Origin of the sequence: Streptococcus sanguinis, from assembly GCF_050234405.1 — a bacterium.
GTDB classification, from domain to species: Bacteria; Bacillota; Bacilli; order Lactobacillales; family Streptococcaceae; genus Streptococcus; species Streptococcus sanguinis_W.
Window position 1 is genome coordinate 437483 of record NZ_CP092117.1, and the last position, 25634, is coordinate 463116.

Annotated in this window: 23 protein-coding genes, 2 tRNA genes and 3 rRNA genes; 24 read left to right on the plus strand and 4 right to left on the minus strand. The window is 44.6% G+C overall.

Annotation, left to right across the window (positions count from 1 at the left end; all coding sequences use genetic code 11):
• Positions 1-86 precede the first annotated feature (86 nt).
• The 5 genes from MFP28_RS02200 to MFP28_RS02220 all read left to right on the plus strand — a co-directional run bounded on the left by MFP28_RS02200 (position 87) and on the right by MFP28_RS02220 (position 5110).
• A 16S ribosomal RNA gene (locus MFP28_RS02200) occupies positions 87-1634 on the plus strand.
• A gap of 64 nt (positions 1635-1698) precedes the next feature.
• A tRNA-Ala gene (locus MFP28_RS02205) sits at positions 1699-1771 on the plus strand.
• Between the two features lie 127 nt (positions 1772-1898).
• Positions 1899-4799 (plus strand): 23S ribosomal RNA (locus MFP28_RS02210).
• A gap of 116 nt (positions 4800-4915) precedes the next feature.
• A 5S ribosomal RNA gene (rrf, locus tag MFP28_RS02215) occupies positions 4916-5031 on the plus strand.
• Together the 16S, 23S and 5S rRNA genes with 2 tRNA genes alongside form the textbook arrangement of a ribosomal RNA operon.
• A gap of 5 nt (positions 5032-5036) precedes the next feature.
• A tRNA-Asn gene (locus MFP28_RS02220) sits at positions 5037-5110 on the plus strand.
• Between the two features lie 229 nt (positions 5111-5339).
• Here MFP28_RS02220 and MFP28_RS02225 read toward each other — a convergent pair.
• On the minus strand, positions 5340-6704 hold the full coding sequence (locus MFP28_RS02225) for an aspartate kinase (RefSeq protein ID WP_002908087.1): 1365 nt from the start codon (positions 6702-6704) through the stop codon (positions 5340-5342).
• A gap of 250 nt (positions 6705-6954) precedes the next feature.
• Here MFP28_RS02225 and MFP28_RS02230 point away from each other — a divergent pair, with 250 nt between their 5' ends.
• The 16 genes from MFP28_RS02230 (at position 6955) to MFP28_RS02305 (ending at position 20495) form a co-directional block, all read left to right on the plus strand.
• Positions 6955-7746, plus strand: a complete 792-nt coding sequence (locus MFP28_RS02230) for an enoyl-CoA hydratase (protein ID WP_002908089.1) — start codon at positions 6955-6957, stop codon at positions 7744-7746.
• Between the two features lie 141 nt (positions 7747-7887).
• Positions 7888-8322, plus strand: coding sequence for a fatty acid biosynthesis transcriptional regulator FabT (locus tag MFP28_RS02235; RefSeq protein WP_002901186.1), 435 nt, complete (start codon positions 7888-7890; stop codon positions 8320-8322).
• A complete protein-coding gene (locus MFP28_RS02240; RefSeq protein ID WP_002908090.1) occupies positions 8322-9296 on the plus strand; it encodes a beta-ketoacyl-ACP synthase III in 975 nt (324 codons plus the stop codon). The genes MFP28_RS02235 and MFP28_RS02240 overlap by 1 nt, the downstream gene beginning before the upstream one ends.
• Before the next feature lie 55 nt (positions 9297-9351).
• Positions 9352-9576, plus strand: a complete 225-nt coding sequence (locus tag MFP28_RS02245; RefSeq protein WP_002893611.1) for an acyl carrier protein — start codon at positions 9352-9354, stop codon at positions 9574-9576.
• Between the two features lie 136 nt (positions 9577-9712).
• Positions 9713-10687, plus strand: a complete 975-nt coding sequence (gene fabK, locus MFP28_RS02250; protein ID WP_002893610.1) for an enoyl-[acyl-carrier-protein] reductase FabK — start codon at positions 9713-9715, stop codon at positions 10685-10687.
• Complete coding sequence (gene fabD, locus MFP28_RS02255) at positions 10680-11600, plus strand: ACP S-malonyltransferase (protein WP_002908091.1); 921 nt, start codon at positions 10680-10682, stop codon at positions 11598-11600. The genes fabK and fabD overlap by 8 nt, the downstream gene beginning before the upstream one ends.
• 12 nt (positions 11601-11612) lie before the next feature.
• Entirely contained in the window at positions 11613-12347 is a 735-nt protein-coding gene (fabG, locus tag MFP28_RS02260) for a 3-oxoacyl-[acyl-carrier-protein] reductase (protein WP_002893608.1), read from the plus strand.
• Positions 12348-12411: 64 nt separating this feature from the next.
• Complete coding sequence (fabF, locus tag MFP28_RS02265; protein WP_002893606.1) at positions 12412-13644, plus strand: beta-ketoacyl-ACP synthase II; 1233 nt, start codon at positions 12412-12414, stop codon at positions 13642-13644.
• A gap of 6 nt (positions 13645-13650) precedes the next feature.
• Positions 13651-14139: an acetyl-CoA carboxylase biotin carboxyl carrier protein gene (gene accB / locus MFP28_RS02270; RefSeq protein WP_002908093.1), complete on the plus strand. Its 489-nt coding sequence runs from the start codon at positions 13651-13653 to the stop codon at positions 14137-14139.
• Positions 14136-14558 carry a 3-hydroxyacyl-ACP dehydratase FabZ gene (gene fabZ, locus MFP28_RS02275; protein WP_002908094.1) on the plus strand — a complete coding sequence of 141 codons (423 nt, stop codon included), beginning with the start codon at positions 14136-14138 and terminating at the stop codon, positions 14556-14558. The genes accB and fabZ overlap by 4 nt, the downstream gene beginning before the upstream one ends.
• Positions 14559-14576: 18 nt before the next feature.
• Positions 14577-15944, plus strand: coding sequence for an acetyl-CoA carboxylase biotin carboxylase subunit (locus MFP28_RS02280; protein ID WP_002908096.1), 1368 nt, complete (start codon positions 14577-14579; stop codon positions 15942-15944).
• Positions 15945-16043: 99 nt separating this feature from the next.
• Positions 16044-16907, plus strand: coding sequence for an acetyl-CoA carboxylase, carboxyltransferase subunit beta (accD, locus tag MFP28_RS02285; protein WP_002908097.1), 864 nt, complete (start codon positions 16044-16046; stop codon positions 16905-16907).
• The gene (locus MFP28_RS02290) at positions 16904-17674 is read left to right on the plus strand and encodes an acetyl-CoA carboxylase carboxyl transferase subunit alpha (RefSeq protein WP_002901173.1); all 771 of its coding nucleotides are present in this window, start codon (positions 16904-16906) and stop codon (positions 17672-17674) included. The genes accD and MFP28_RS02290 overlap by 4 nt, the downstream gene beginning before the upstream one ends.
• A 199-nt stretch (positions 17675-17873) precedes the next feature.
• A complete protein-coding gene (locus MFP28_RS02295; RefSeq protein WP_009659051.1) occupies positions 17874-18422 on the plus strand; it encodes a carboxymuconolactone decarboxylase family protein in 549 nt (182 codons plus the stop codon).
• A gap of 18 nt (positions 18423-18440) precedes the next feature.
• Entirely contained in the window at positions 18441-19505 is a 1065-nt protein-coding gene (locus MFP28_RS02300; protein ID WP_002908098.1) for an acyl-CoA dehydrogenase family protein, read from the plus strand.
• A 72-nt stretch (positions 19506-19577) separates the two neighbouring features.
• On the plus strand, positions 19578-20495 hold the full coding sequence (locus tag MFP28_RS02305) for a TDT family transporter (protein ID WP_002908100.1): 918 nt from the start codon (positions 19578-19580) through the stop codon (positions 20493-20495).
• A gap of 120 nt (positions 20496-20615) precedes the next feature.
• Here the strand turns inward: MFP28_RS02305 and serS are convergent, their stop codons facing one another.
• The gene (serS, locus tag MFP28_RS02310; protein WP_002908103.1) at positions 20616-21893 is read right to left on the minus strand and encodes a serine--tRNA ligase; all 1278 of its coding nucleotides are present in this window, start codon (positions 21891-21893) and stop codon (positions 20616-20618) included.
• Between the two features lie 310 nt (positions 21894-22203).
• Here serS and MFP28_RS02315 point away from each other — a divergent pair, with 310 nt between their 5' ends.
• Genes MFP28_RS02315 through MFP28_RS02325 form a run of 3 tightly spaced genes read left to right on the plus strand, consistent with a single transcriptional unit; the run spans position 22204 to position 23978 of the window.
• Entirely contained in the window at positions 22204-22761 is a 558-nt protein-coding gene (locus tag MFP28_RS02315) for a TetR/AcrR family transcriptional regulator (RefSeq protein WP_002908104.1), read from the plus strand.
• Positions 22754-23332, plus strand: coding sequence for an NAD(P)H-dependent oxidoreductase (locus MFP28_RS02320; RefSeq protein ID WP_002908105.1), 579 nt, complete (start codon positions 22754-22756; stop codon positions 23330-23332). The genes MFP28_RS02315 and MFP28_RS02320 overlap by 8 nt, the downstream gene beginning before the upstream one ends.
• 13 nt (positions 23333-23345) lie before the next feature.
• Entirely contained in the window at positions 23346-23978 is a 633-nt protein-coding gene (locus MFP28_RS02325) for a GNAT family N-acetyltransferase (RefSeq protein WP_002908106.1), read from the plus strand.
• A 186-nt stretch (positions 23979-24164) separates the two neighbouring features.
• On the opposite strand, the gene MFP28_RS02330 is transcribed toward MFP28_RS02325, so the two are convergent.
• The gene (locus tag MFP28_RS02330; RefSeq protein ID WP_002908107.1) at positions 24165-24527 is read right to left on the minus strand and encodes a DUF956 family protein; all 363 of its coding nucleotides are present in this window, start codon (positions 24525-24527) and stop codon (positions 24165-24167) included.
• 70 nt (positions 24528-24597) lie between these two features.
• Complete coding sequence (locus tag MFP28_RS02335) at positions 24598-25617, minus strand: PTS system mannose/fructose/sorbose family transporter subunit IID (RefSeq protein ID WP_002908108.1); 1020 nt, start codon at positions 25615-25617, stop codon at positions 24598-24600.
• Positions 25618-25634 lie beyond the last annotated feature (17 nt).

Genomic DNA, 25634 nt, shown 5'->3' on the forward strand with positions numbered 1-25634 from the left:
GCAGGGTGACATAGAGATATGTAACCTGTCAAAAAAACGAGAAAATAAATCTGTCAGTGGACAGTAATGAGTGCGAACTCAAACTTTTTAATGAGAGTTTGATCCTGGCTCAGGACGAACGCTGGCGGCGTGCCTAATACATGCAAGTAGAACGCTGAAGAGAGGAGCTTGCTCTTCTTGGATGAGTTGCGAACGGGTGAGTAACGCGTAGGTAACCTGCCTGGTAGCGGGGGATAACTATTGGAAACGATAGCTAATACCGCATGATATTAATTATCGCATGATAATTAATTGAAAGATGCAATTGCATCACTACCAGATGGACCTGCGTTGTATTAGCTAGTTGGTGAGGTAACGGCTCACCAAGGCGACGATACATAGCCGACCTGAGAGGGTGATCGGCCACACTGGGACTGAGACACGGCCCAGACTCCTACGGGAGGCAGCAGTAGGGAATCTTCGGCAATGGGGGGAACCCTGACCGAGCAACGCCGCGTGAGTGAAGAAGGTTTTCGGATCGTAAAGCTCTGTTGTAAGAGAAGAACGGGTGTGAGAGTGGAAAGTTCACACTGTGACGGTATCTTACCAGAAAGGGACGGCTAACTACGTGCCAGCAGCCGCGGTAATACGTAGGTCCCGAGCGTTGTCCGGATTTATTGGGCGTAAAGCGAGCGCAGGCGGTTAGATAAGTCTGAAGTTAAAGGCTGTGGCTTAACCATAGTATGCTTTGGAAACTGTTTAACTTGAGTGCAGAAGGGGAGAGTGGAATTCCATGTGTAGCGGTGAAATGCGTAGATATATGGAGGAACACCGGTGGCGAAAGCGGCTCTCTGGTCTGTAACTGACGCTGAGGCTCGAAAGCGTGGGGAGCAAACAGGATTAGATACCCTGGTAGTCCACGCCGTAAACGATGAGTGCTAGGTGTTAGGCCCTTTCCGGGGCTTAGTGCCGCAGCTAACGCATTAAGCACTCCGCCTGGGGAGTACGACCGCAAGGTTGAAACTCAAAGGAATTGACGGGGGCCCGCACAAGCGGTGGAGCATGTGGTTTAATTCGAAGCAACGCGAAGAACCTTACCAGGTCTTGACATCCCTCTGACCGCTCTAGAGATAGAGTTTTCCTTCGGGACAGAGGTGACAGGTGGTGCATGGTTGTCGTCAGCTCGTGTCGTGAGATGTTGGGTTAAGTCCCGCAACGAGCGCAACCCCTATTGTTAGTTGCCATCATTGAGTTGGGCACTCTAGCGAGACTGCCGGTAATAAACCGGAGGAAGGTGGGGATGACGTCAAATCATCATGCCCCTTATGACCTGGGCTACACACGTGCTACAATGGCTGGTACAACGAGTCGCAAGCCGGTGACGGCAAGCTAATCTCTGAAAGCCAGTCTCAGTTCGGATTGTAGGCTGCAACTCGCCTACATGAAGTCGGAATCGCTAGTAATCGCGGATCAGCACGCCGCGGTGAATACGTTCCCGGGCCTTGTACACACCGCCCGTCACACCACGAGAGTTTGTAACACCCGAAGTCGGTGAGGTAACCGTAAGGAGCCAGCCGCCTAAGGTGGGATAGATGATTGGGGTGAAGTCGTAACAAGGTAGCCGTATCGGAAGGTGCGGCTGGATCACCTCCTTTCTAAGGAGTCCGTAAGGACACACGGAATGCACTTGAGTCTTGTTTAGTTTTGAGAGGGCTATGTGGGGCCTTAGCTCAGCTGGGAGAGCGCCTGCTTTGCACGCAGGAGGTCAGCGGTTCGATCCCGCTAGGCTCCATTATCTAGTTTGACTAGATAAAGAACTTGTCCATTGAAAATTGAATACCGATATCAAATAGTAACAAGAAAATAAACCGAAAACGCTGTGAATATTAATGAGTTTAAGACTGAAAGGTCAAAAATAAGGTTAAGTTAGTAAGGGCGCACGGTGGATGCCTTGGCACTAGGAGCCGATGAAGGACGTGACAAACGACGAAATGCCTCGGGGAGCTGTAAGTAAGCACTTGATCCGGGGATGTCCGAATGGGGGAACCCAACAGGTTGATGCCTGTTACCCATTTCTGTTAAGGGAATGAGGAGGAAGACGCAGTGAACTGAAACATCTAAGTAGCTGCAGGAAGAGAAAGCAAAAGCGATTGCCTTAGTAGCGGCGAGCGAAGAGGCAGGAGGGCAAACCGAAGAGTTTACTCTTCGGGGTTGTAGGACTGCAATGTGGACTCAGAATTTATAGAAGAATGACTTGGGAAAGTCTGCCAAAGAGAGTAAGAGCCTCGTATTTTAAATAGATTCTGTACCTAGCAGTATCCTGAGTACGGCGGGACACGTGAAATCCCGTCGGAATCTGGGAGGACCATCTCCCAACCCTAAATACTCCCTAGTGACCGATAGTGAACCAGTACCGTGAGGGAAAGGTGAAAAGCACCCCGGGAGGGGAGTGAAATAGAACCTGAAACCGTGTGCCTACAACAAGTTCGAGCCCGTTCATGGGTGAGAGCGTGCCTTTTGTAGAATGAACCGGCGAGTTACGTTATGATGCGAGGTTAAGTTGAAGAGACGGAGCCGTAGGGAAACCGAGTCTGAATAGGGCGTTTTAGTATCATGATGTAGACCCGAAACCATGTGACCTACCCATGAGCAGGTTGAAGGTGCGGTAAAACGCACTGGAGGACCGAACCAGGGCACGTTGAAAAGTGCTTGGATGACTTGTGGGTAGCGGAGAAATTCCAAACGAACTTGGAGATAGCTGGTTCTCTCCGAAATAGCTTTAGGGCTAGCGTCGACATGAAGATTCTTGGAGGTAGAGCACTGTTTGGGTGAGGGGTCCATCCCGGATTACCAATCTCAGATAAACTCCGAATGCCAATGAATTATGGTCGGCAGTCAGACTGCGAGTGCTAAGATCCGTAGTCGAAAGGGAAACAGCCCAGACCACCAGCTAAGGTCCCAAAATAATTGTTAAGTGGAAAAGGATGTGGGGTTGCACAGACAACTAGGATGTTAGCTTAGAAGCAGCTATTCATTCAAAGAGTGCGTAATAGCTCACTAGTCGAGTGACCCTGCGCCGAAAATGTACCGGGGCTAAAACAATTTACCGAAGCTGTGGATACCTTTTATAGGTATGGTAGGAGAGCGTTCTATGTGTGGAGAAGGTGTACCGTGAGGAGCGCTGGAACGCATAGAAGTGAGAATGCCGGTATGAGTAGCGCAAGACAGGTGAGAATCCTGTCCACCGTAAGACTAAGGTTTCCAGGGGAAGGCTCGTCCGCCCTGGGTTAGTCGGGACCTAAGGAGAGACCGAAAGGTGTATCCGATGGCCAACAGGTTGAGATTCCTGTACTAGAGTATGAAGTGATGGAGGGACGCAGTAGGCTAACTCGTGCGTACGATTGGATGTACGTCTAAGCAGTGAGGCGTGGTATGAGTCAAATGCTTATACCTATAACGTTGAGCTGTGATGGGGAGCGAAGTTTAGTAGCGAGTGAGTGATGTCACACTGCCAAGAAAAGCTTCTAGCGTTGTATCATACTCTACCCGTACCGCAAACCGACACAGGTAGTCGAGGCGAGTAGCCTCAGGTGAGCGAGAGAACTCTCGTTAAGGAACTCGGCAAAATGACCCCGTAACTTCGGGAGAAGGGGTGCTGACTTTGGTCAGCCGCAGTGAATAGGCCCAAGCAACTGTTTATCAAAAACACAGCTCTCTGCTAAATCGTAAGATGATGTATAGGGGGTGACGCCTGCCCGGTGCTGGAAGGTTAAGAGGAGTGCTTAGCGGTAACGCGAAGGTATGAATTGAAGCCCCAGTAAACGGCGGCCGTAACTATAACGGTCCTAAGGTAGCGAAATTCCTTGTCGGGTAAGTTCCGACCCGCACGAAAGGCGTAATGATTTGGGCACTGTCTCAACGAGAGACTCGGTGAAATTTTAGTACCTGTGAAGATGCAGGTTACCCGCGACAGGACGGAAAGACCCCATGGAGCTTTACTGCAGTTTGATATTGAGTGTCTGTGCCACATGTACAGGATAGGTAGGAGCCTATGAGATCGGGACGCCAGTTTCGATGGAGGCGTTGTTGGGATACTACCCTTGTGTTATGGCCACTCTAACCCGGTAGGTTTATCATCTACGGAGACAGTGTCTGACGGGCAGTTTGACTGGGGCGGTCGCCTCCTAAAAGGTAACGGAGGCGCCCAAAGGTTCCCTCAGACTGGTTGGAAATCAGTCGCAGAGTGTAAAGGTATAAGGGAGCTTGACTGCGAGAGCTACAACTCGAGCAGGGACGAAAGTCGGGCTTAGTGATCCGGTGGTTCCGCATGGAAGGGCCATCGCTCAACGGATAAAAGCTACCCTGGGGATAACAGGCTTATCTCCCCCAAGAGTTCACATCGACGGGGAGGTTTGGCACCTCGATGTCGGCTCGTCGCATCCTGGGGCTGTAGTCGGTCCCAAGGGTTGGGCTGTTCGCCCATTAAAGCGGCACGCGAGCTGGGTTCAGAACGTCGTGAGACAGTTCGGTCCCTATCCGTCGCGGGCGTAGGAAATTTGAGAGGATCTGCTCCTAGTACGAGAGGACCAGAGTGGACTTACCGCTGGTGTACCAGTTGTTCTGCCAAGAGCATCGCTGGGTAGCTATGTAGGGAAGGGATAAACGCTGAAAGCATCTAAGTGTGAAACCCACCTCAAGATGAGATTTCCCATAACGCAAGTTAGTAAGAGCCCTGAGAGAAGATCAGGTTGATAGGTTAGGAGTGGAAGTGTGGTGACACATGGAGCGGACTAATACTAATCGCTCGAGGACTTATCCTAGAATAAGAAATTCATCAGAGTGCAGCGAATGGTTTAGAGAAATGTGAGATTTGATATTGTATTCAATTTTGAGTTGACAAGGCTTGTCTGAGAGGACAGGACAGTTAATTCAATAGTTAAGTGACGATAGCCTAGGAGATACACCTGTACCCATGCCGAACACAGCAGTTAAGCCCTAGAACGCCGGAAGTAGTTGGGGGTTGCCCCCTGTGAGATATGGTAGTCGCTTAGCAGTTATCCGCCATAGCTCAGTTGGTAGTAGCGCATGACTGTTAATCATGATGTCGTAGGTTCGAGTCCTACTGGCGGAGTTTCAAAGAGGTTTTTACCTCTTTTTATTTTTAGTGATAGGATATACTGGAGACAAGGTATTCTATAATCTTATTGATGAGCTATGAAACTTCTATTAGTACTTAGTGTATTCTAAAGTTTGACTTTGTATTCTTTATAGTTGAATGAAAAAAGCAGAAGTTAGTCTGAGACTAGTTTCTGCTTTTTTCATTAGGGTTTGTTTGATAAAAATGCTTCCTAAGTCTGGTCTTACTCCTGTGTTTGGGGTTCAAAGAAAGCTTGGTAAAGCGCGCGAATGGCAGCTTTTTCTTGATTTTTTTCAACAACAAACATGATGGATACTTCGCTTGAGCCTTGGGACATCATTTGAATGTTGATTTTATTTTCTGAGAGAGCCTTAGTTGCTGTGGCTGTAACCCCGATATGGCTTTTCATTTTTTCACCAACAATCATGATAATGGAAAGGTCGTGTTCAATTTCTGCATGATCAACCTCTGCTTTTTGGACAAGTTGTCGAAGGATTTCTTCCTCTTTGATAGGAGTTAATTCGCGCTCACGTAAGATAATAGAGAGGTCGTCGATTCCTGTAGGCATGTGCTCCCAACCAATATTCAAATCTTCTAGAATTTGAAGGACGCGTCTACCAAAGCCGATTTCTCTATTCATCAGGTACTTAGACATGTTAATGCTGACAAAGCCTGCATCTCCAGCAATTCCAACGACTGGTAGATGGTCCTTGCTGTGTTTATGGACAATTTGAGTACCTGGATGTTCTGGGTTGTTGGTATTTTTAATAACCAGGGGAATTTTTCCGCGGTATGCTGGAAGCAGAGCTTCATCATGGAGAACAGTAAAGCCTGCGTAGGCTAATTCACGCATTTCACGATAGGTTAGCTCGGGAATGGAATGCGGTTTGTGGACAATGCCGGGATGGGCTGCAAAAATTCCATCAACATCAGTAAAGTTTTCATAAATATCTGCTTTGACGCCTGCAGCAATGATAGAACCTGTAATGTCAGAACCACCACGGGAGAAAGTACAGATTTGGCCATCTTGAGTAACACCAAAGAAACCAGGGATAACTAGAACTTCATCAGAATTATTGAGTTCTTCAATCTTATCATAACTAGAAGGGAGAATGCGTGCATTACCTGGCTCACTGGAAACAAGGAGTCCTGCTTCTCTTGGATGAACGTAGCTAGCTGGAACACCATTTTGACTGAAATAAGCTGCAATTAATTTGGCATTGTTGTTTTCTCCTGCAGCAAGAAAAGTATCATAAAGAAATGCATTATCTTCAATTGGCAAAGTTGCAAGGCTTGTGATGCTTTTGGAAATTTTCTCCAGAACTTTTGGTTTCAAACCAAGTTCTGCCACCATATCTGCATAGCGATTGATAATCCACTGTTGATTTGGTGTGACATCATTTCCTGCTATGTACTCTCGGTAGTATTTAATCAGAGCATCGGTTACTTTGATATCGTCGTCGTGGCGTTTTCCTGGCGCTGATACTACAACAAACCGACGTTCAGGATCAGATTTGACAATGTTCAAAACTTTTTCTAATTGAGTCGCAGAAGCCAGTGAACTTCCGCCAAATTTTACAACTTTCATTGGTTCTCCTATCTTATTTTAAAAATTATAACAAAATTCTGAAAATTATTCAAACGCAGTTTTTATACTATTTTTATCCAAAATATTACTTTTACACTTCAAATTTGAAGACCATCTAATTTTTCCCATTTTTTATTTCCTTTCTTTTATATTTTATGATAAAATATAAGTTGTGTATAATTTGAATATCAAATTATTTAAGAATAAAACAAAACGGCTGATTTGAAATCGGGTCGGGAATGGAGCTGAAATGACATTTAATGGAATTCTCTATCATGTAGCAGATGAGGTAGCAACGATTACTTTCAATCGTCCTGAAGTTTCAAATGGCTTTAATATCCCTATGTGTGAGGAAATTTTAGAGGCTATTGAACTTGCTGCTAAGGATGAGTCCGTCAAATTTTTAGTTATCAATGCGAATGGTAAGGTTTTTTCAGTGGGTGGTGACTTAGCTGAGATGCAGAGAGCTGTCAGTGATGATGACGTCCAATCCTTGGTGAAAATCGCTGAACTGGTGAATGATATTTCTTTTGCTATGAAACGTCTGCCTAAGCCTGTCATCATGAGTGTTGATGGTCCTGTTGCTGGTGCGGCTGCTAATATGGTCGTTGCAGCAGATTTCTGTATTGCCACTGAAAAATCCCGCTTCATTCAGGCCTTTGTCGGTGTTGGTCTGGCGCCAGATGCTGGCGGTCTTTACTTACTGACTCGTGCTATCGGGATGACTCGGGCGACCCATCTGGTTATGACTGGGGAAGCTCTGACTGCAGAGAAAGCTCTGGATTACGGTTTGCTTTATAAAGTCTGTGAAGCAGAAAAGTTGGAAAAAACAACGGAACAGTTGTTGAAGAAGCTGAAACGTGGCTCTCTAAATTCTTACAGAGCCATGAAAGAAATGGTCTGGAAGAGCCTGTTCAGCAGCTGGTCTGAGTATGCAGAACTAGAGTTGGAACTGCAGAAATCGCTGGCTTTCACAGAAGATTTCAAAGAGGGAGTTCGGGCTTACTCTGAAAAGCGTCGTCCAAACTTCACTGGTAAATAATGTATTGGTTCAAGGTTGCTTAATTTTCAAGTTGTTTACAAAAATATTTGAAAATCAAATTAATTTTCAAAAAAGCTTGCAAATTACTTTTCTATCTGATAAAATTTGATTGTCAAAGTATTTTCTTAAGGAGGGTTGGTTTTGAATTTTCAGTTAGTAAATGATTACTTAACGTCTATTTTCAATAATGTCTTGGTTATTGAAGAATCGAGCCTAAGAAGCAGTCGCTTCAACGATGTCTCCATTAAGGAAATGCATACGATAGATGTCATCGGTACAACCCCAAATGCTACTCCAAGTGATATATCACGAGAATTGATGGTTACTTTAGGAACTGTTACGACTAGTTTGAATAATCTGGAGCGTAAGGGGTATATTGAGCGGCGTCGGTCGGAAGTTGATCGTCGTGTGGTGCATCTGAATTTGACAAAGAATGGGCGGCTTTTGTATCGTCTTCATAAGCGATTCCACAACCGCATGGTCATGCAGGTAGTGGATGGGATGAGTCCAGAAGAGAGACAAGTGATGCAAAAGGGCCTGCAAAATTTATATAGTTTCCTAGAGGATTTGAAATAATGAACTATGCTAAGATTAGCCAGGTGGCTCATTATGCTCCGCGTCAGGTTGTCAGCAATGATGATCTAGCCGAGATTATGGATACCAGTGATGAGTGGATTTCAAGTCGAACTGGGATTAAAAAACGCCATTTATCGTCAGATGAAACGACCAGTGATTTAGCTACAAAAGTAGCAAAGAATTTGCTGCAAAAGTCAGGAATTTCTGCTCAGGACCTGGACTTTATCATTGTTGCCACTATTACGCCGGATTCTTTAATGCCTTCAACGGCTGCGAGAGTACAGGCAAACATCGGTGCTAACAATGCCTTTGCCTTTGATTTGACAGCGGCCTGCAGTGGCTTTATCTTTGCCCTATCTACTGGGGAAAAGTTTATTTCTTCAGGTCGTTATCAAAAGGGTTTAGTCATAGGAAGTGAAACTCTCTCTAAGACGGTAGATTGGTCGGATCGTTCAACAGCGGTTCTCTTTGGAGATGGTGCTGGCGGTGTACTGTTGGAAAGTGCTTCAGAACAGCATTTTTTGGCAGAAAGTCAGTTTACAGACGGATCTCGCGGAGATAGTCTGACCTGCGGAAAAATCGGTTTGTCTTCACCTTTTTCTGAAAAGGGTGAGAATCAGCCTTTTCTGACAATGGACGGTAGAGCTATTTTCGACTTTGCTATTCGTGATGTTGCTCGTTCTATCAGGGAAACCATTGAAAGCAGTCAGCTTTCAGCGGAAGATTTGGATTTTCTGTTGCTGCATCAGGCCAATATCCGTATTTTGGATAAAATGTCTAAGAAGCTTGGTGTTGCGCGGGAGAAACTTCCAGCCAACATGATGGAATACGGCAATACTAGCGCTGCTAGTATCCCGATTTTATTATCTGAGTGTGTGGAGCAAGGACTGATCAAACTGAACGGAAATCAGACAATTTTGATGTCAGGTTTCGGTGGAGGTTTGACATGGGGCACGCTTATTGTTACAATTTAGTTAATCAAGTGGAAACACATGATAAAAAATATTTTATTTTTAAAGGAGTCTATCCATGGCAGTATTTGAAAAAGTACAAGAAATTATCGTTGAAGAACTTGGCAAAGAGCCATCAGAAGTTACTCTTGAGTCAACTTTCGATGATCTTGAAGCAGATTCATTGGACTTGTTCCAAGTGATTTCAGAAATTGAAGATGCATTTGATATCCAAATCGAAACTGAAGAAGGTTTGAACACAGTTGGTGATTTGGTTGCTTATGTAGAAGAAAAAACTAAATAAGCAAGTAACTGAGAGTATCGAAAGATATTCTCTCTTGTTTAGGTAATAGTTTGACTGTCAAAGTAAAGAAAATACATCTAGCGTGTGGTAGTTTGAAATCAAGCTATTACTTAAGCAATGATAAAAGGAAGGTATTATGCAAACACGTATTACAGAATTATTGAACATTGATTACCCTATTTTCCAAGGCGGAATGGCCTGGGTTGCTGATGGCGACTTGGCTGGCGCGGTTTCAAAAGCCGGCGGTCTTGGCATCATCGGTGGCGGAAATGCACCCAAGGAAGTGGTAAAGGCTAATATTGACAAGATTAAGTCTTTAACAGACCGTCCTTTCGGGGTTAACATCATGCTCCTGTCTCCTTTTGCGGACGACATTGTTGATCTGGTCATTGAAGAGGGAGTAAAAGTAGTAACAACTGGTGCGGGTAATCCAAGCAAGCACATGGCTCGTTTCCATGAAGCGGGAATTACAGTTATCCCTGTTGTGCCAAGTGTGGCCTTGGCTAAGCGGATGGAAAAAATCGGTGCGGATGCAGTCATTGCAGAAGGAATGGAAGCTGGTGGTCACATCGGGAAATTGACTACCATGTCCTTGGTTCGTCAGGTTGCAGAAGCAGTTAGCATTCCGGTTATTGCTGCCGGTGGTATTGCAGATGGTTCTGGGGCTGCGGCTGGATTTATGCTGGGAGCAGAGGCCGTTCAAGTCGGAACTCGCTTTGTCGTTGCTAAGGAATCTAATGCTCATCAGAACTACAAGAATATGATTTTGAAGGCTCGCGATATTGATACGACTATCTCTGCCCAGCATTTTGGTCATGCGGTTCGTGCTATCAAGAATAAGCTGACGCGTGATTTCGAAAAGGCAGAAAAAGAAGCCTTCAAGCAAGAAAATCCAGATTTGACTGTTTTTGAAAATCTTGGAGCTGGTGCTTTGGCCAATGCGGTTGTTCGCGGAGATGTGGAAAATGGTTCCGTCATGTCTGGTCAAATTGCTGGTTTAATCAGTAAGGAAGAGACAGTCGAAGAGATCCTCAAAGATATCTACTATGGTGCTGCTGAGAAGATTCAGCAGGAAGCAAAACGTTGGGCAGGAGTAACTAGAAATGACTAAAAGAGCCTTTCTCTTTGCCGGTCAGGGAGCGCAGTACCTTGGAATGGGGCGTGAGCTTTATGATCAGTATGAGCTTGTGCGGTCAACTTTTGATGAAGCTAGCCAAGTTCTAGGCTATGATGTCCGAGCTTTGATCGATCAAGATGAAGAAAAGCTCAATCAAACTCGCTACACGCAACCGGCTATTTTAACAACTTCAGTAGCTATTTATCGGCTCTTGGCTGATAAGGGAATCGAGCCTGATATGGTAGCAGGTCTCTCGCTTGGAGAATATTCTGCTTTGGTGGCTGCGGGCGCCCTTGATTTTAAGACGGCAGTGGCCTTGGTTGCTAAGCGCGGTAGCTTCATGGAAGAGGCTGCTCCAGCTGGCTCTGGAAAAATGGTCGCTGTTTTAAATGCAGAGGTTTCTCTCATTGAAGCGGTCTGTCAAGAAGCAAGTGCTATTGGTGTAGTCTCACCGGCCAACTATAATACGCCTAGTCAGATTGTTATCGGAGGAGAAGTGGCAGCAGTGGATAAGGCTGTGGAGCTTTTGAAAGATGCAGGCGTCAAGCGCTTAATTCCTCTCAATGTATCCGGACCTTTCCATACAGCGCTTTTAAAGCCAGCCAGCGAACGATTGGCAGAAGTCTTGGAAACAGTTGAGTTTTCAGATTTTGTACGGCCATTAGTCGGAAATACTGAAGCAACTGTGATGGAAAAAGAACGAGTCAAAGAGCTTTTGACCCGTCAGGTAATGGAGCCGGTGCGCTTTTATGACAGCATTGCTAAGATGCAGGAAGCTGGTGTGACTGAATTTATCGAAATCGGTCCTGGCAAAGTCCTGTCTGGTTTTATTAAGAAAATTGATAAATCTGCGGATGTACGCCAAGTTGAAGATGTAGAAAGTTTGAATGCTCTTCTAGAAAAATAATGAGGAATCATCATGGAATTACAAAACAAGAATGTGTTAATTACAGGGTCCGCTCGTGGGATTGGGCTGGCAATTGCGCATAAATTTGCCAGTGTCGGAGCCAATGTTATCTTAAACGGACTAAGCGGGATTTCTGATGATATTTTGGCTGAATTTGCCGGCTATTCTGGTAAAGTCGTAGCTGTTATTGGGGATGTGTCTAAATCTGCGGATGCTCAGCGGATAGTGGAAGAAGCTGTTGCGGCTCTGGGGTCTGTTGATGTATTGGTCAATAATGCTGGTATTACCCGTGATAAGCTCATGCTGAAAATGACGGAAGAAGATTTTGAGCAGGTGCTGAAAGTGAACTTGACTGGAACATTCAATATGACACAATCAGTCCTGAAACCGATGACAAAAGCTCGTCAGGGTGCTATTATCAACCTATCGAGTGTCGTTGGTTTAGCTGGAAATATCGGTCAGGCAAACTATGCAGCTTCCAAGGCCGGTCTGATTGGTTTTTCTAAGTCAGTAGCCCGTGAAGTGGCAGCGCGTAATATCCGTGTGAACTGCATTGCCCCTGGCTTTATCGCATCTGATATGACAGATGTGCTCCCAGAAAAAATTAAGGAAGCGTCTCTGGCGCTCATTCCGATGAAGCGTTTTGGTACTCCGGAAGAAGTAGCAGATGTTGCTCTCTTCTTGGCGGGTCAAGAATATCTGACGGGTCAAGTCATCACGATTGATGGCGGCTTTACTATGCAGTAAGTCACAGTTTTTGAATATTAACGAGTAGAAAATCAGTTGATTCATCTAAATAAAGGAGCTCAATATGAAACTTAATCGAGTTGTTGTAACAGGATACGGTTTAACTTCACCTATCGGGAATACTCCAGAAGAATTCTGGAATAATTTAAAAGAAGGCAATATTGGAATCGGTCCAATTACTAAATTTGATCATAGTGAATACAGTGTTCACAATGCGGCGGAAATTCAGGATTTCCCTTTTGATAAATACTTTGTCAAAAAGGATACCAATCGTTATGATAATTACACACTTTATGCGATTTATGCTTCTCAAGAAGCGGTCAACAATGCTCACTTAGATGTAGATGCGTTGGATAAGGATCGCTTTGGTGTCATCGTTGCCTCAGGTATCGGTGGGATTCAGGAAATTGAAGAGCAGGTTGTTCGCTTGCATGAAAAAGGTCCTAAACGTATCAAACCTTTGACCTTGCCAAAAGCCCTGCCAAATATGGGGGCAGGAAATGTAGCGATGCGCTTTGGAGCCAATGGTATCTGTAAGTCTGTCAATACGGCCTGTGCCTCAGCAAACGATGCGATTGGTGAAGCTTTCCGCTCAATTAAATTTGGCTATCAAGATGTGATGCTGGTTGGTGGTTCAGAAGCTTCTATTACACCATTTGCGATTGCTGGTTTCCAAGCTCTGACTGCTCTTTCTACCACAGAAGATCCTAAGCGTGCTTCTATTCCGTTTGACAAGGACCGCAATGGCTTTGTCATGGGTGAAGGTTCTGGTATGCTGGTTCTGGAAAGCTTGGAACATGCTGAGAAGCGCGGAGCTACTATCTTGGCTGAGGTGGTAGGATACGGTCATACTTGTGACGCTTACCATATGACTTCTCCGCATCCAGAAGGTTTGGGGGCTATCAAGGCTATCAAACAGGCGGTTGAAGAAGCTGAAATTGAACCAAAAGATGTAGCTTATGTCAATGCTCATGGTACATCAACTCCTGCTAACGAAAAAGGCGAAAGCGGAGCCATTGTTTCTGTCTTTGGTAAAGATGTAGCGGTGTCTTCTACTAAATCCTTTACAGGACATCTGCTCGGTGCAGCGGGCGCGGTTGAGGCTATTGCGACGATTGAAGCAATGCGTCATAGCTATGTGCCAAAAACAGCTGGTACAACTGAGCTGCCAGACTATATTGAAGCCAACGTTATTTACGGTCAAGGTAAGGAACAGGAAATCCCTTATGCGATTTCCAATACATTTGGCTTTGGCGGCCACAATGCCGTTCTTGCCTTTAAACGCTGGGAGGCTTAAAAACCTATGAATATCAACGAAATTAAAGATTTAATGGCGCAGTTTGACCAGTCTAGTCTGCGTGAGTTTTCTTACAAAAATCAGAGCGATGAGCTGACTTTTAGTAAGAATGAAGGTCAGGCTCCAGTTCCAACAGCCAGTGCTGCTCCAATTGCTGCACCTTTGCAGGCTGCAAGTGCGCCTGTGATTGAGCCAACTCCTCAAACAGCTCCGTCTGCAGAGCCAGAAACAGCTTCAGAAGCTCCGGCACCTGCTGCTGAAGGTGATGTTGTGGAAAGTCCTTTGGTTGGTGTGGCTTACTTAGCAGCTGGTCCAGACAAGCCGCCGTTTGTATCAGTTGGAGACCAAGTTAAAAAAGGTCAAACCCTAATGATTATTGAAGCAATGAAGGTCATGAATGAAGTTCCAGCACCAAAAGATGGTCTGGTTACAGAAATTCTAGTTCAGAATGAAGAAATGGTTGAATTTGGGAAAGGGCTGGTACGCATCAAATGATTGATATCAATGCAATAAAAGAAGCACTTCCGCACCGTTACCCAATGCTTTTGGTGGATCGTGTTTTGGAAGTTAGCGAAGATGAGATTGTTGCTCTGAAAAATGTGACAGTCAATGAGCCTTTCTTTAACGGACATTTTCCTCAATATCCTGTTATGCCAGGTGTCTTGATCATGGAAGCTCTGGCTCAAACAGCCGGTGTGCTGGAATTGTCTAAAGATGAAAACAAGGGCAAATTAGTCTTCTACGCTGGCATGGATAAGGTTAAGTTCAAGAAGCAAGTTGTACCAGGTGATCAACTGATTATGACAGCTAAGTTTGTTAAGCGTCGCGGAACCATTGCGGTTGTAGAGGCGAAAGCAGAAGTTGATGGAAAACTTGCAGCCAGCGGTACCTTGACCTTTGCGATTGGCCAGTAGATAAAAGGAGCTTTCACCATGTTTCGTAAAATTTTAATTGCTAACCGTGGGGAAATTGCGGTCAGAATTATTCGTGCAGCCCGCGAGTTGGGAATTGATACGGTAGCTATTTATTCAACGGCTGACAAGGAAGCACTCCATACCCTACTGGCTGATGAGGCTGTCTGCATCGGTCCAGCCAAGTCCACCGATTCTTATCTAAATATGAACGCAGTCCTGTCTGCCGCTGTTCTGACAGGTGCAGAAGCCATTCATCCTGGTTTTGGTTTTTTGAGTGAAAACTCTAAATTTGCGACCATGTGCGAAGAAGTCGGCATTAAGTTTATTGGGCCTTCAGGTGCTGTTATGGACATGATGGGGGACAAGATTAATGCTCGGGCTCAGATGATTAAAGCGAAAGTACCAGTTATCCCAGGTTCTGATGGAGAAGTTCATACCTCTGAAGAAGCTTTGGAAGTTGCCGAAAAGATTGGTTATCCAGTCATGCTTAAAGCTTCTGCTGGTGGCGGCGGCAAGGGCATTCGTAAGGTTGAAAAGGCTGAGGATTTAGTAGCGGCCTTTGAGTCTGCGTCTAGCGAAGCCAAAGCGGCCTTTGGTAATGGTGCCATGTATATGGAGCGAGTCATCTATCCAGCGCGCCATATTGAAGTGCAGATCTTGGCAGATCAGCAGGGGCATGTGGTTCACTTGGGCGAGCGGGATTGCTCTTTGCAGCGTAATAATCAGAAAGTACTGGAAGAAAGTCCATCTGTGGCGATTGGGAAAACCCTACGTCAGCAGATTGGTGAAGCAGCCGTTCGGGCTGCTCAGTCTGTCGGCTATGAAAATGCTGGAACGATTGAGTTTCTGCTTGATGAAGCCAAGGGTGAATTCTACTTTATGGAGATGAACACTCGGGTGCAGGTTGAGCATCCAGTCACCGAGTTTGTCACTGGTGTGGATATTGTAAAAGAGCAAATTAAGATCGCAAACGGTCAAGAACTGTCCTTCAGTCAAGATGATGTTGAAATCCGAGGGCATGCGATTGAGTGTCGGATTAATGCTGAAAATCCAGCCTTTAACTTTGCACCGAGTCCTGGTAAGATTTCAAATGTTTATCTACCAAGCGGTGGAGTGGGGCTGCGCGTGGACTCAGCCGTCTATCCTGGTTATACCATTCCGCCTTACTACGATAGCATGATTGCGAAGATAATTGTTCACGGAGAAAATCGCTTCGATGCTCTCATGAAGATGCAACGTGCACTCTATGAACTAGAAATTGACGGTGTTGTGACCAACAGTGGCTTCCAACTGGACTTAATATCAGATCCTAATGTAATTGCTGGTGATTATGATACAGCCTTTCTCATGGAGAAGTTCCTTCCGGCTTATCAAGAGAAACAATAGATACGACATGTAAGAGCTGCTCTGTAAACTTGAAAGACAGTGGCTCTTGCTGTTTGATGTGCCTGAGTATAAAATCTTGAAAAGGAGAAGACGTAAACGATGGCTTTGTTTTCAAAGAAGGATAAATATATCCGTATCAATCCTAATCGAGCGAGTCGGGAAAAGCCTCAAGCAAAGCCTGAGGTACCAGACGAACTCTTTTCGAAATGCCCAGGTTGTAAGCATACTATTTACCAAAAAGATCTTGGGAATGACAGTGTGTGTCCTAACTGTGGCTATAATTTCCGTATTTCTGCTCATGAGCGCTTAAATCTAACTGTGGATGAGAACAGTTTTGAGGAGATGTTCACTGGAATTGAAACCAAAGATCCTCTGAACTTCCCTAACTATCAGGAGAAATTAGCACTTACCCGCGAGAAGACAGGTTTAGATGAGGCAGTTCTGACGGGGACAGCTTGCATCAAGGGGCATAAAGTGGCTCTTGGAATCATGGATTCAAACTTTATCATGGCTTCTATGGGGACAGTTGTGGGTGAAAAGATTACCCGTCTCTTTGAGTATGCGACAGAGCATAAATTGCCAGTCGTTCTGTTTACAGCTTCTGGCGGTGCCCGCATGCAGGAGGGCATTATGAGCTTGATGCAGATGGCTAAGGTCTCTGCGGCTGTTCAGCGGCACTCTGCTGCAGGCCTCTTCTATCTGACCGTCTTGACGGATCCAACAACTGGTGGTGTCACAGCCTCTTTTGCTATGGAGGGTGATATTATTCTGGCCGAAACACAGGCTCTGGTCGGATTTGCAGGGCGTCGGGTCATTGAATCCACTGTTCGTGAGAAGCTGCCAGATGATTTTCAAAAGGCTGAATTTCTCATGGAGCATGGTTTTGTGGATGCCATCGTCAAGCGTGGTGACATGAGAGATACACTTGCTACCTTATTAGCATTCCATGGAGGTCAAGCATGACAAAAATCACTCGGATTATTAAAGAAGCGCGTGATCAGGCTCGTTTGACTGCGCTGGATTTTGCACAAGGAATTTTTGACAACTTCGTCGAGCTGCATGGAGACCGCTCTTTTCGAGATGACGGTGCGGTGATTGGCGGTATTGGGACACTAAAGGGTCAACCTGTAACGGTGGTTGGTATTCAAAAGGGCCGCAATTTGCAGGATAATTTGCGACGAAACTTTGGACAGCCGCATCCGGAAGGCTACCGTAAGGCTCTGCGCCTCATGAAGCAGGCGGAAAAATTTGGCCGCCCTGTGGTAACCTTTATCAATACGGCTGGTGCCTACCCTGGTGTCGGTGCTGAGGAGCGTGGCCAAGGGGAAGCTATTGCCCGTAACTTGATGGAAATGAGCAATCTCAAAGTACCGATTATTGCCATCATCATTGGTGAAGGTGGCTCAGGCGGAGCCTTGGCTTTGGCTGTAGCAGATAAGGTCTGGATGCTGGAAAACTCTATGTATGCAGTTCTCAGTCCGGAAGGCTTTGCTTCTATCCTCTGGAAAGACGGCAGTCGCGCTATGGAAGCGGCAGAGCTGATGAAAATTACTTCACATGAGCTCTTGCAGATGGAAGTGGTGGATAAGGTCATTCCTGAAAGAGGCTTTAACAACCATGAATTACTGGCTGCAGTGAAAGAAGAAATCGCTGCTGAGTTGGATAGTCTGTCTCAGCTTCCCTTGGAGCAATTACTGGAAAATCGCTATCAGCGATTCAGGAAATATTAAAAAATCGAAGCCAAAAGGCTTCTTTTTCTCGTATCGGATTCTTGTTTGAAATTGATGTGGAGCTACCTTACGAGGGTAATATATTTTGGTTTGAAAAATCGCATTATATTCTCTTTATAGGACTTATATAAAATATATATTATACAAGCCATTGGTCCTATGTTAAGATAGTTTCTAATTAAAAGAAATGAGGTTTCATATGTCAGAATTTACTATCCACACGATTGAGTCCGCACCAGCTGAAGTGAAGGAAGTCCTGGAAACTGTTCAAAAAGATAACGGTGGCTACATTCCCAATCTTATCGGTCTTTTGGCCAATGCGCCAACGGCTTTGGAAACATATCGGACGGTTGGAGCCATCAATCGCCGTAACAGCCTGACACCGACTGAGCGTGAAGTAGTGCAGATTACGGCTGCAGTTACTAATGGTTGTGCTTTCTGTGTAGCGGGTCATACAGCTTTTTCAATCAAGCAGATTCAAATGAATGATGATCTTTTGGAGGCTCTGCGCAATCGTACTCCGATTGATACAGATCCGAAGCTAGATACGCTTGCTAAATTTACCATTGCTGTCATCAATACCAAGGGACGGGTTGGAGATGAGGCTTTGGCAGATTTCCTAGAAGCAGGCTATACGCATGAGAATGCACTGGATGTAGTTCTGGGTGTTAGCCTTGCGACCCTATGCAATTATGCCAATAATCTGGCCAACACGCCAATTAATCCAGAATTGCAGCCTTATGCCTAGTCTTTGAGGAGGTGGCAAATGACATTTTTTTCAGAAGAGTTTATCAACTGGTTGGATGATCACGCTGACCAAATTGACAAAGAATCCTGTGCAGCGGGTAACCAACTGATTGAGCGTATCGCAGCTGAAGGAGCCTTTCGGGTTGGCGTTCCAGAAGAGCTGGGAGGCCGAGGTGGCAATGATACGGATGTGATTGAAGTGCTCAAGGAGCTGGCTCACCATTCTTTGACCGCCTCCTTTATCTCTTGGGGGCAAAGAACCTTTATTGATAACATTTTAAAATCTCCTAATCTCTACTTTAGAAACCACTATTTGGAAGGGCTCTTGTCAGGGGAATATGCAGGTGCGACAGCCCTGTCCAATGCTGTCAAATTCCTGTCGGACTTAGAAGAGTTAAATGTCTCTATTGTGGAAGAAGATGGGCAGCTTTATCTGAAGGGGCGTCTGCCTTGGGTAACCAATGCTCGCGCGGATCGCTTTCTCAGCATATTTGTTGCTGGTTTCGAAGATGGGAGCCGCCAGCCGTTGGTTCTGGCTGTGCCATCTGACGCAGAGAATTTCTCTCGTTCAGCGGATTTAGAGTTTGTATCCTTGCAAGGGGGAAATACAGCTGCCCTGACCTTTAATCATGTGCCTTTACGAGAGGAATGGATTCTTGCACAAGATGCCCAGGCCTTTTTGGCAGAAAATCGCCCAGCTTTTCTAGGTTATCAGTTTGGTTTGGCTCTTGGCCTAGCAGAGAAGTCTCTGGAGGAGGTTGAAGCTAATCTGTCAGTCCGCTCTATTTTGAGAGAGGAGTGGGAGGAGCAAGTGGCTGCTCTGACTGCGATCCAGGAACAGCTCTATAGAGGTCTTCTCCAGCCTGGTTATTTTGTTGAACGTCCTAAGGAGCTCTTCCAGCTGCGAATTGATATAGTTGATGTGGTGGCCCAAAGTCTGCTCTTGGAGCTGCAGGCTAGTGGAGGCAGAGGATATTTGAGTAATTCGACTTCTGGTTTTATCCGCCGTTGGAACGAAGGAGCATTTCTTCCCATTGTCTCACCGAGTGCAGTCCAGCTGCGGCATATTTTAGAAGTTTCATAGAAATGATAGCAAACAAACGTCTGATTGGCATTGAAAAGGGACTTCAAAACATTACTATAATGGAGTTGCTTCGTGAACAGCAAACGACCGCCCATTCTCTTATCTGGGTTGATTCTTGGCCTATTTGGTTTGGCCAATCTTTTACTGAACTACCATTCTATCTTTTTCCACTTGTTAAATGGTCTGGCATTGATACTTTGGATTTATCTGACACTGGCTTTAGTACTGTCATTTTCGGACTATCGGCAAGATTTGCAAAAGGCCCCTTTCTTATCGAGCTTTGCGACTTATCCAATGGCTAGTATGCTCTTAGCTTCTTACCTAAGTAAGCTTGGCTTATTTTTGGTGAGCCAGTTTCTTTGGTACATGGCCTTGTTGCTGCATATTGTTCTAATAGCTATCTTTACATGGAAGTATGTGCTTAAGGCTGAGGGATTATCTTTGACCCCGAGCTGGACGGTTCTCTATGTTGGATTGGCCATGGCAAGCTTGACCCAGGGTGTAGTTCATCAGCTGCTTTTGGGCCATTTGGCTTGGTTTTTTGCTCTGCTACTGAGTTTGATTCTCTATCCCTTGTTTTACAAGGTTAGGCGGTCACAAAGTCTGCCAGATGCTTTAAAGCCGCAGTGGGCCATTTACTGTGCGCCTTTCTCGCTCCTGCTGGGAAGCTATATTCGTTTAGCTGGTTCTGATGCTGAAGGTTGGTTTGTTGCCTTGCTGCTCTTCTTATCGCAAGCCTTTTATCTCTTGGTCCTATGCCTTTTACCTCGCATTTTCCGACTGGGGCCTCAGCTTAGCTGGTCAGCCTTGACCTTTCCTCTTGTCAATACAGCTTTTGCCCTGAAACTGGGACTTGATTATCTAGGTTGGACCTGGCTTGTTTGGCTAAGTCATGCTGAAGCTCTGCTAGCTTTCATAATTGTCCTCTATGTTTGTTTTTACTATGCAGTCTCATTGCGAGCCAGAAAGATAACAAAAAATCCGAGATGATACTCTTTGAAAATCAGTTTTTGATTTTCTCTGAGTTGAACTCGGATTTTTTTATTTTTAGCAAAATAAGTCTGCATTTAGACCTAATGATACAGGCAAAGTATCAGGATAATCTGCTTTTTATTTTGGCGCGATGACTTCTAATCCACCCATGTATGGACGCAGGACTTCTGGGATAGTCACAGAGCCATCTTCGTTTTGGTAATTTTCTAAGATAGCTGCTACTGTGCGTCCGACAGCCAGTCCAGAACCGTTGAGAGTATGAAGGAGTTTGACCTTACCATCTGCTTCGTCACGGTAGCGGATTTGTGCTCGACGAGCTTGGAAATCTTCTGTGTTAGAGCAACTAGAGATTTCACGGTAGGTGTTCTGAGCCGGAATCCAAACTTCCAAGTCGTAGGTCTTAGCAGCTGAGAAGCCCATATCTCCAGTACAGAGTGCTACAACGCGGTAAGGCAGATTCAGCTTTTGCAGGATATTTTCAGCGTTGGCAGTCATCTTTTCTAGCTCTTCATATGATTCTTCTGGCTTAGCAAATTTCACCATTTCAACCTTGTGGAATTGATGCAAACGAATGAGACCACGCGTGTCACGACCAGCAGAGCCCGCTTCAGAGCGGAATGATGGGCTCATAGCCGTGAAGTAGATTGGCAATTCTTTGCTGTCCAAAATTTCATCTCGGTAGTAGTTGGTCAGCGGAACTTCAGCAGTCGGAATCAGAACGAAGTTGGTATCACTTAGCTCAAACGTATCTTCTTTGAACTTAGGATATTGCCCAGTCCCAAACATGGAATCGTGGTTTACCATATAAGGAGTGATGACTTCGGTGTAGCCTTCTTTGCCATGCTCATCCAGCATGAAGTTGTAGATAGCACGCTCAAGTCTTGCTCCCAATCCCTTATAGAAGAGGAAGCGAGCACCAGTAACTTTTGCCCCACGTTCCCAGTCTAGGATGTCCAAATCTTCACCCAAATCCCAGTGAGCTTTAGCTTCAAAGTCAAATTGGCGCGGCGTACCCCAGCGACGAACTTCGACGTTTTCGTCCTCATCTGCTCCCACAGGAACACTTTCGTGTGGAATATTCGGCAGAGTGGTAGTGAATTCAGTCAACTTAGCATCCAGCTCAGCCAAGGTTGCGTCTAAGTTCTTGACCTCAGCAGAAAGTTTTTGCATAGCAGCAATCTTGTCATCAGCATTTTCTTTGTTGCGTTTAGCTTGGGCAATTTCAGCAGAAACAGTATTGCGCTCTGCCTTGAGTTCTTCGACCTTGACTAACAAATCCCGGCGTTCTTTGTCAATGGTTTTCATTTGGTTGAGTGTAGCAGCGTCAACACCTCGCGTAGCCAATTTTTCAGCGACAGAATCAAAATCTGTACGGATGCGTTTTAAATCTAACATAAGTACCTCCAAAAATAAAAAGCGCTTTATGAAACTGTTGGAGCGGCATAACCGCGGTTCCATCCAACTTCACAAAAGTGCACTTGCTTAATTATTCATTTTTAAACTAACGGTAGAATTTCCTATTTTCTTCTTATCTGCTCACAGCCACCGCAGACTTTCTGAAAAGTGCCCAATAGTACTTATCCGTTTCGACTATTATACAGGATTTTCCGGAAAATGTAAATCCCAGGATAGGAAAAATCTTGACAGAAAAAGATAACTATGTTATCTTTGAATAAAGGTAACATAGTTATCTGAAGGAGTTCTTATGGTAAAACAAACAACACGCGACCGTATGATTGAGAAGGCAAGCCAGCTTATCAGAGAGTATGGCTATCAGAATATCCCCTTGAGAAAACTGGCATCTCTGCTGGGGGTTACGACTGGTGCTTTTTACAAGGCTTTTGAGAATAAGGAGGAACTTTACTATCAGGTCTGTCTTTTGGAAAACCAGAGGCAGATTAAACGTTTAGAGGAACAGTATTTATACGGAGTGTCTAATCCTTTGGATTGCATTTGGCAGATAGGACTCTTTCTTTTATCAGAATATGAGACCAACAGTCGGATGATGGATTTTCTCTTTTTCAGTCCTGTGACGATAGAGGCTTACCGGAAAGGTGAGCTTCTGGAAATCGGGAATAAGACAGTGGTTTATCTGGATCAGCTGCCTATTGAGAGTCAGAAAGAGAAAAAGATTCTTTTGCTCAAGCTGGACACCTTCATCACAGGCTATGGGCATTTTATTGCCAAAGGTTTGGAACCTTTTGATGAGGAAGTCTATCGCTCAATGTTCAATGATTTACTAGGAGGTTACAAATATGAGTAAAAATCTCATTGTTTATGCACATCCCTATGATAAAAGCTTTAACTATGCTATTTTAGAGCAGGTTCAGGACTTGTTGAAGAAGAAAGGTCAGACCTATGAACTGATTGATCTCTATGAGGATGGTTTTAACCCTGTCTATACCAAGGAAGAGCTAGCGCTTTTTAATAAAGGGCAGGCACTAGACCCACTGGTTTTAAAATATCAGGAAGCTCTTGCGTCCTGTGACCGCCTTATCATGATTTTTCCTATCTGGTGGGCGGATATGCCAGCTATTGTCAAGGGCTTTGAAGATAAGGTCTTTTTGAAAAATAAGATTTACGAGGAGACGAAGACTCGCCAGTTAGTTGGTCGTTTGACCAATATTAAAGAGGTATTGGCTATTACTACCTCTGCAGCACCGACCTTCTATCTTAAATATTTCTGTGGTGATGTCGTCAAGAAAGCCATGTTGGGCCATACCTTTAAGTCTATCGGTGCTAGACAGCGCCGTTGGTTGAATTTCGGGAATATTTCTCAGTCTACAGCTGAAAAACGTCAAGCTTTTTTAGAAAAATTAGCAGAAAAGATTTGAAGAGGTAGCTATCATGATTCGTTTTAGAAGAGCAGATGAAAGGGATCTTGCTGCTGCGGTCTCGGTTTTAACTGCTGCTTTTGCGGAGCATGAGGTCTACAGAGAAAAATTCCGTCCTCTCTTTGGCAGCAGCTGGTCTTATATTGATTTTCTAAATAGATTGCATGCAGTTATGGTTAAGGAGGCGATGCGTCATCATATTTGCCTGCTTGCTGAAGTGGACGGGCGTCTTATGGCGGTCGCTACTATTCATAAGCTCGGTAGCCATCCTGTCGGTATACTTTCCTTTTTGCGGGCAGGAGCATGGAGGATGTGGCAATATATTCCCCAGCTTTTAGCCTTTCAAAAAGTCTTTGGGGAGGGGAGTAAAGAAGCTAAGAAAAGGGGTGTTTCAACTCTATATCTTGAACTGCTGGGTGTGCTGCCTGATTATCAAGGACAGGGAGTTGGCGGTCTTTTTATCTCAAAGGGACTTGAACTACTTGCCAAAGAAGAGAAATGCCACCGGCTTACTTTGATTACTCATACAGAAAGCAACTGTCGTTTTTACAAAAAGAACGGATTTAAACAACTAGATGTCCGTGATGTTGAAGGTGTTAAGACATGGACTTTCGAGAAAAATTTAGCTGATGTTTATACTTTTTAAAAATCTAATGATGCGGTTTTGCATTGATAATGTTAGCTTACCCCACCCTATCATTTCAAGGGGCTGAAATAGTGCATTCTCAGATTGTTTCACTTTCCAATTTTTTGTGCTAGCTCCATCTTGCTGATACAAGCAGCTTTTGTCTTAGTCGAAAATATAAAAAATAAGGTTGAAACTTTTTCAACCCTATTTTTTCTTCTTAAAGATTTCAGCAATTTTTTGTAACAGAGTCGGCAATCTAACGACCTTGTCGTTGCCAATATGTTCTCGTGCAATTTTGAGAATCTTGCCAGAGTCTTTGGAGGCAAAGAGAAACTTTCCTTTGTCAGTCCAGATTTCAAAGTGGCGGCTGACTTTCTTGCCAGAAACATTGGCGCCGATAGCAGTGATGCTAGTCCAAGGCAGCTGGATATAATCTTCTACATTGGCATCAGCGTAAAACTCCAGCGCTGTCTCGCCGATTAAAAATTTCCCAACTTTACCGCCTAATCCAAGATAGGAAACGCCAGTGGTATTAAATTCAACTGTTTTGTTTTGTGACTGTGCCATAGAGTAACTCCCTTTTAAATAATATAGCTATTATACCACAATAAAAAGAAGGTCGAAACCTTCTTTTTGCTTACATCAAACCAACTACATGAGCTAGAATGCCGACTATGAAGAGAGCAACGATGATAGTGATAGGGGATACTTTCTTCTTAAGCAACCACATGCAGAGGAAAGTCAGAATCAATCCCATTAAACCTGGAATCAAAGAGTCTAAGTTTTGTTGGAAAGTTGTGACCTTTTCAGGAGTTTGAGAAGCCCCCTCAGCTACTTGTTTAAAAGCACTGTGTATTCCATTATTAATAGACGATTGGAAATTTGTTATTTCCTCAGGAGATAGTCCTTTGCCTCCGCTCAATTTGTCAGTCAATTCTTTACTAAAGGAAACAAGCTTATCCCAATGAATATAGGCTTTGTCTTCTAACTTGACAGATGATACGTTAAAGATAAATTTAATAGATACCCATTGTTTGATAAGAACACCAATAATAAACATACCTAAAATCGATGCACCTTTAGTAATATCTTGGAGAATTCCTCCAGAAAGATCCTTAGTGATTTCTGAGCCAGCCTTGTATCCCAATTCTTGTGTGTACCACAAGAAAGCCATCCGGATAGCATTCCAAGCTAGGAAGAAGATAACAGGGCCAAGAATATTTCCTGTTAAAGCAAGAGATGCTCCCAGAGCTCCAAGAATAGGACGAACTGTAAACCAGAAGACAGGGTCTCCGATACCAGCCAGAGGTCCCATCATACCAATTTTAACCCCTTGGATAGCTACATCGTCAATTTCAACTCCATTAGCCTTTTCTTCTTCTAATGCTAAGGTTACGCCTAGAATTGGAGCTGCAACATATGGGTGAGTATTGAAGAATTCCAAGTGACGTTCAAGAGCAGCAGCTTGATCTTCTTTTTTAGTGTAGAGTTTTTTGATGGCAGGAATAAGCGCATATGCCCAACCCAAGTTTTGCATCCGTTCATAGTTCCAAGAACCTTGCAAGAAAGTAGAACGCCACCAAACTTTTTGACGGTCAGCCTTTGAAAGAGTCAATTTTCCTGACTCATCAGGTTTTACAGTATTTAATTCTGTCATGATAGTGTATCTCCTTT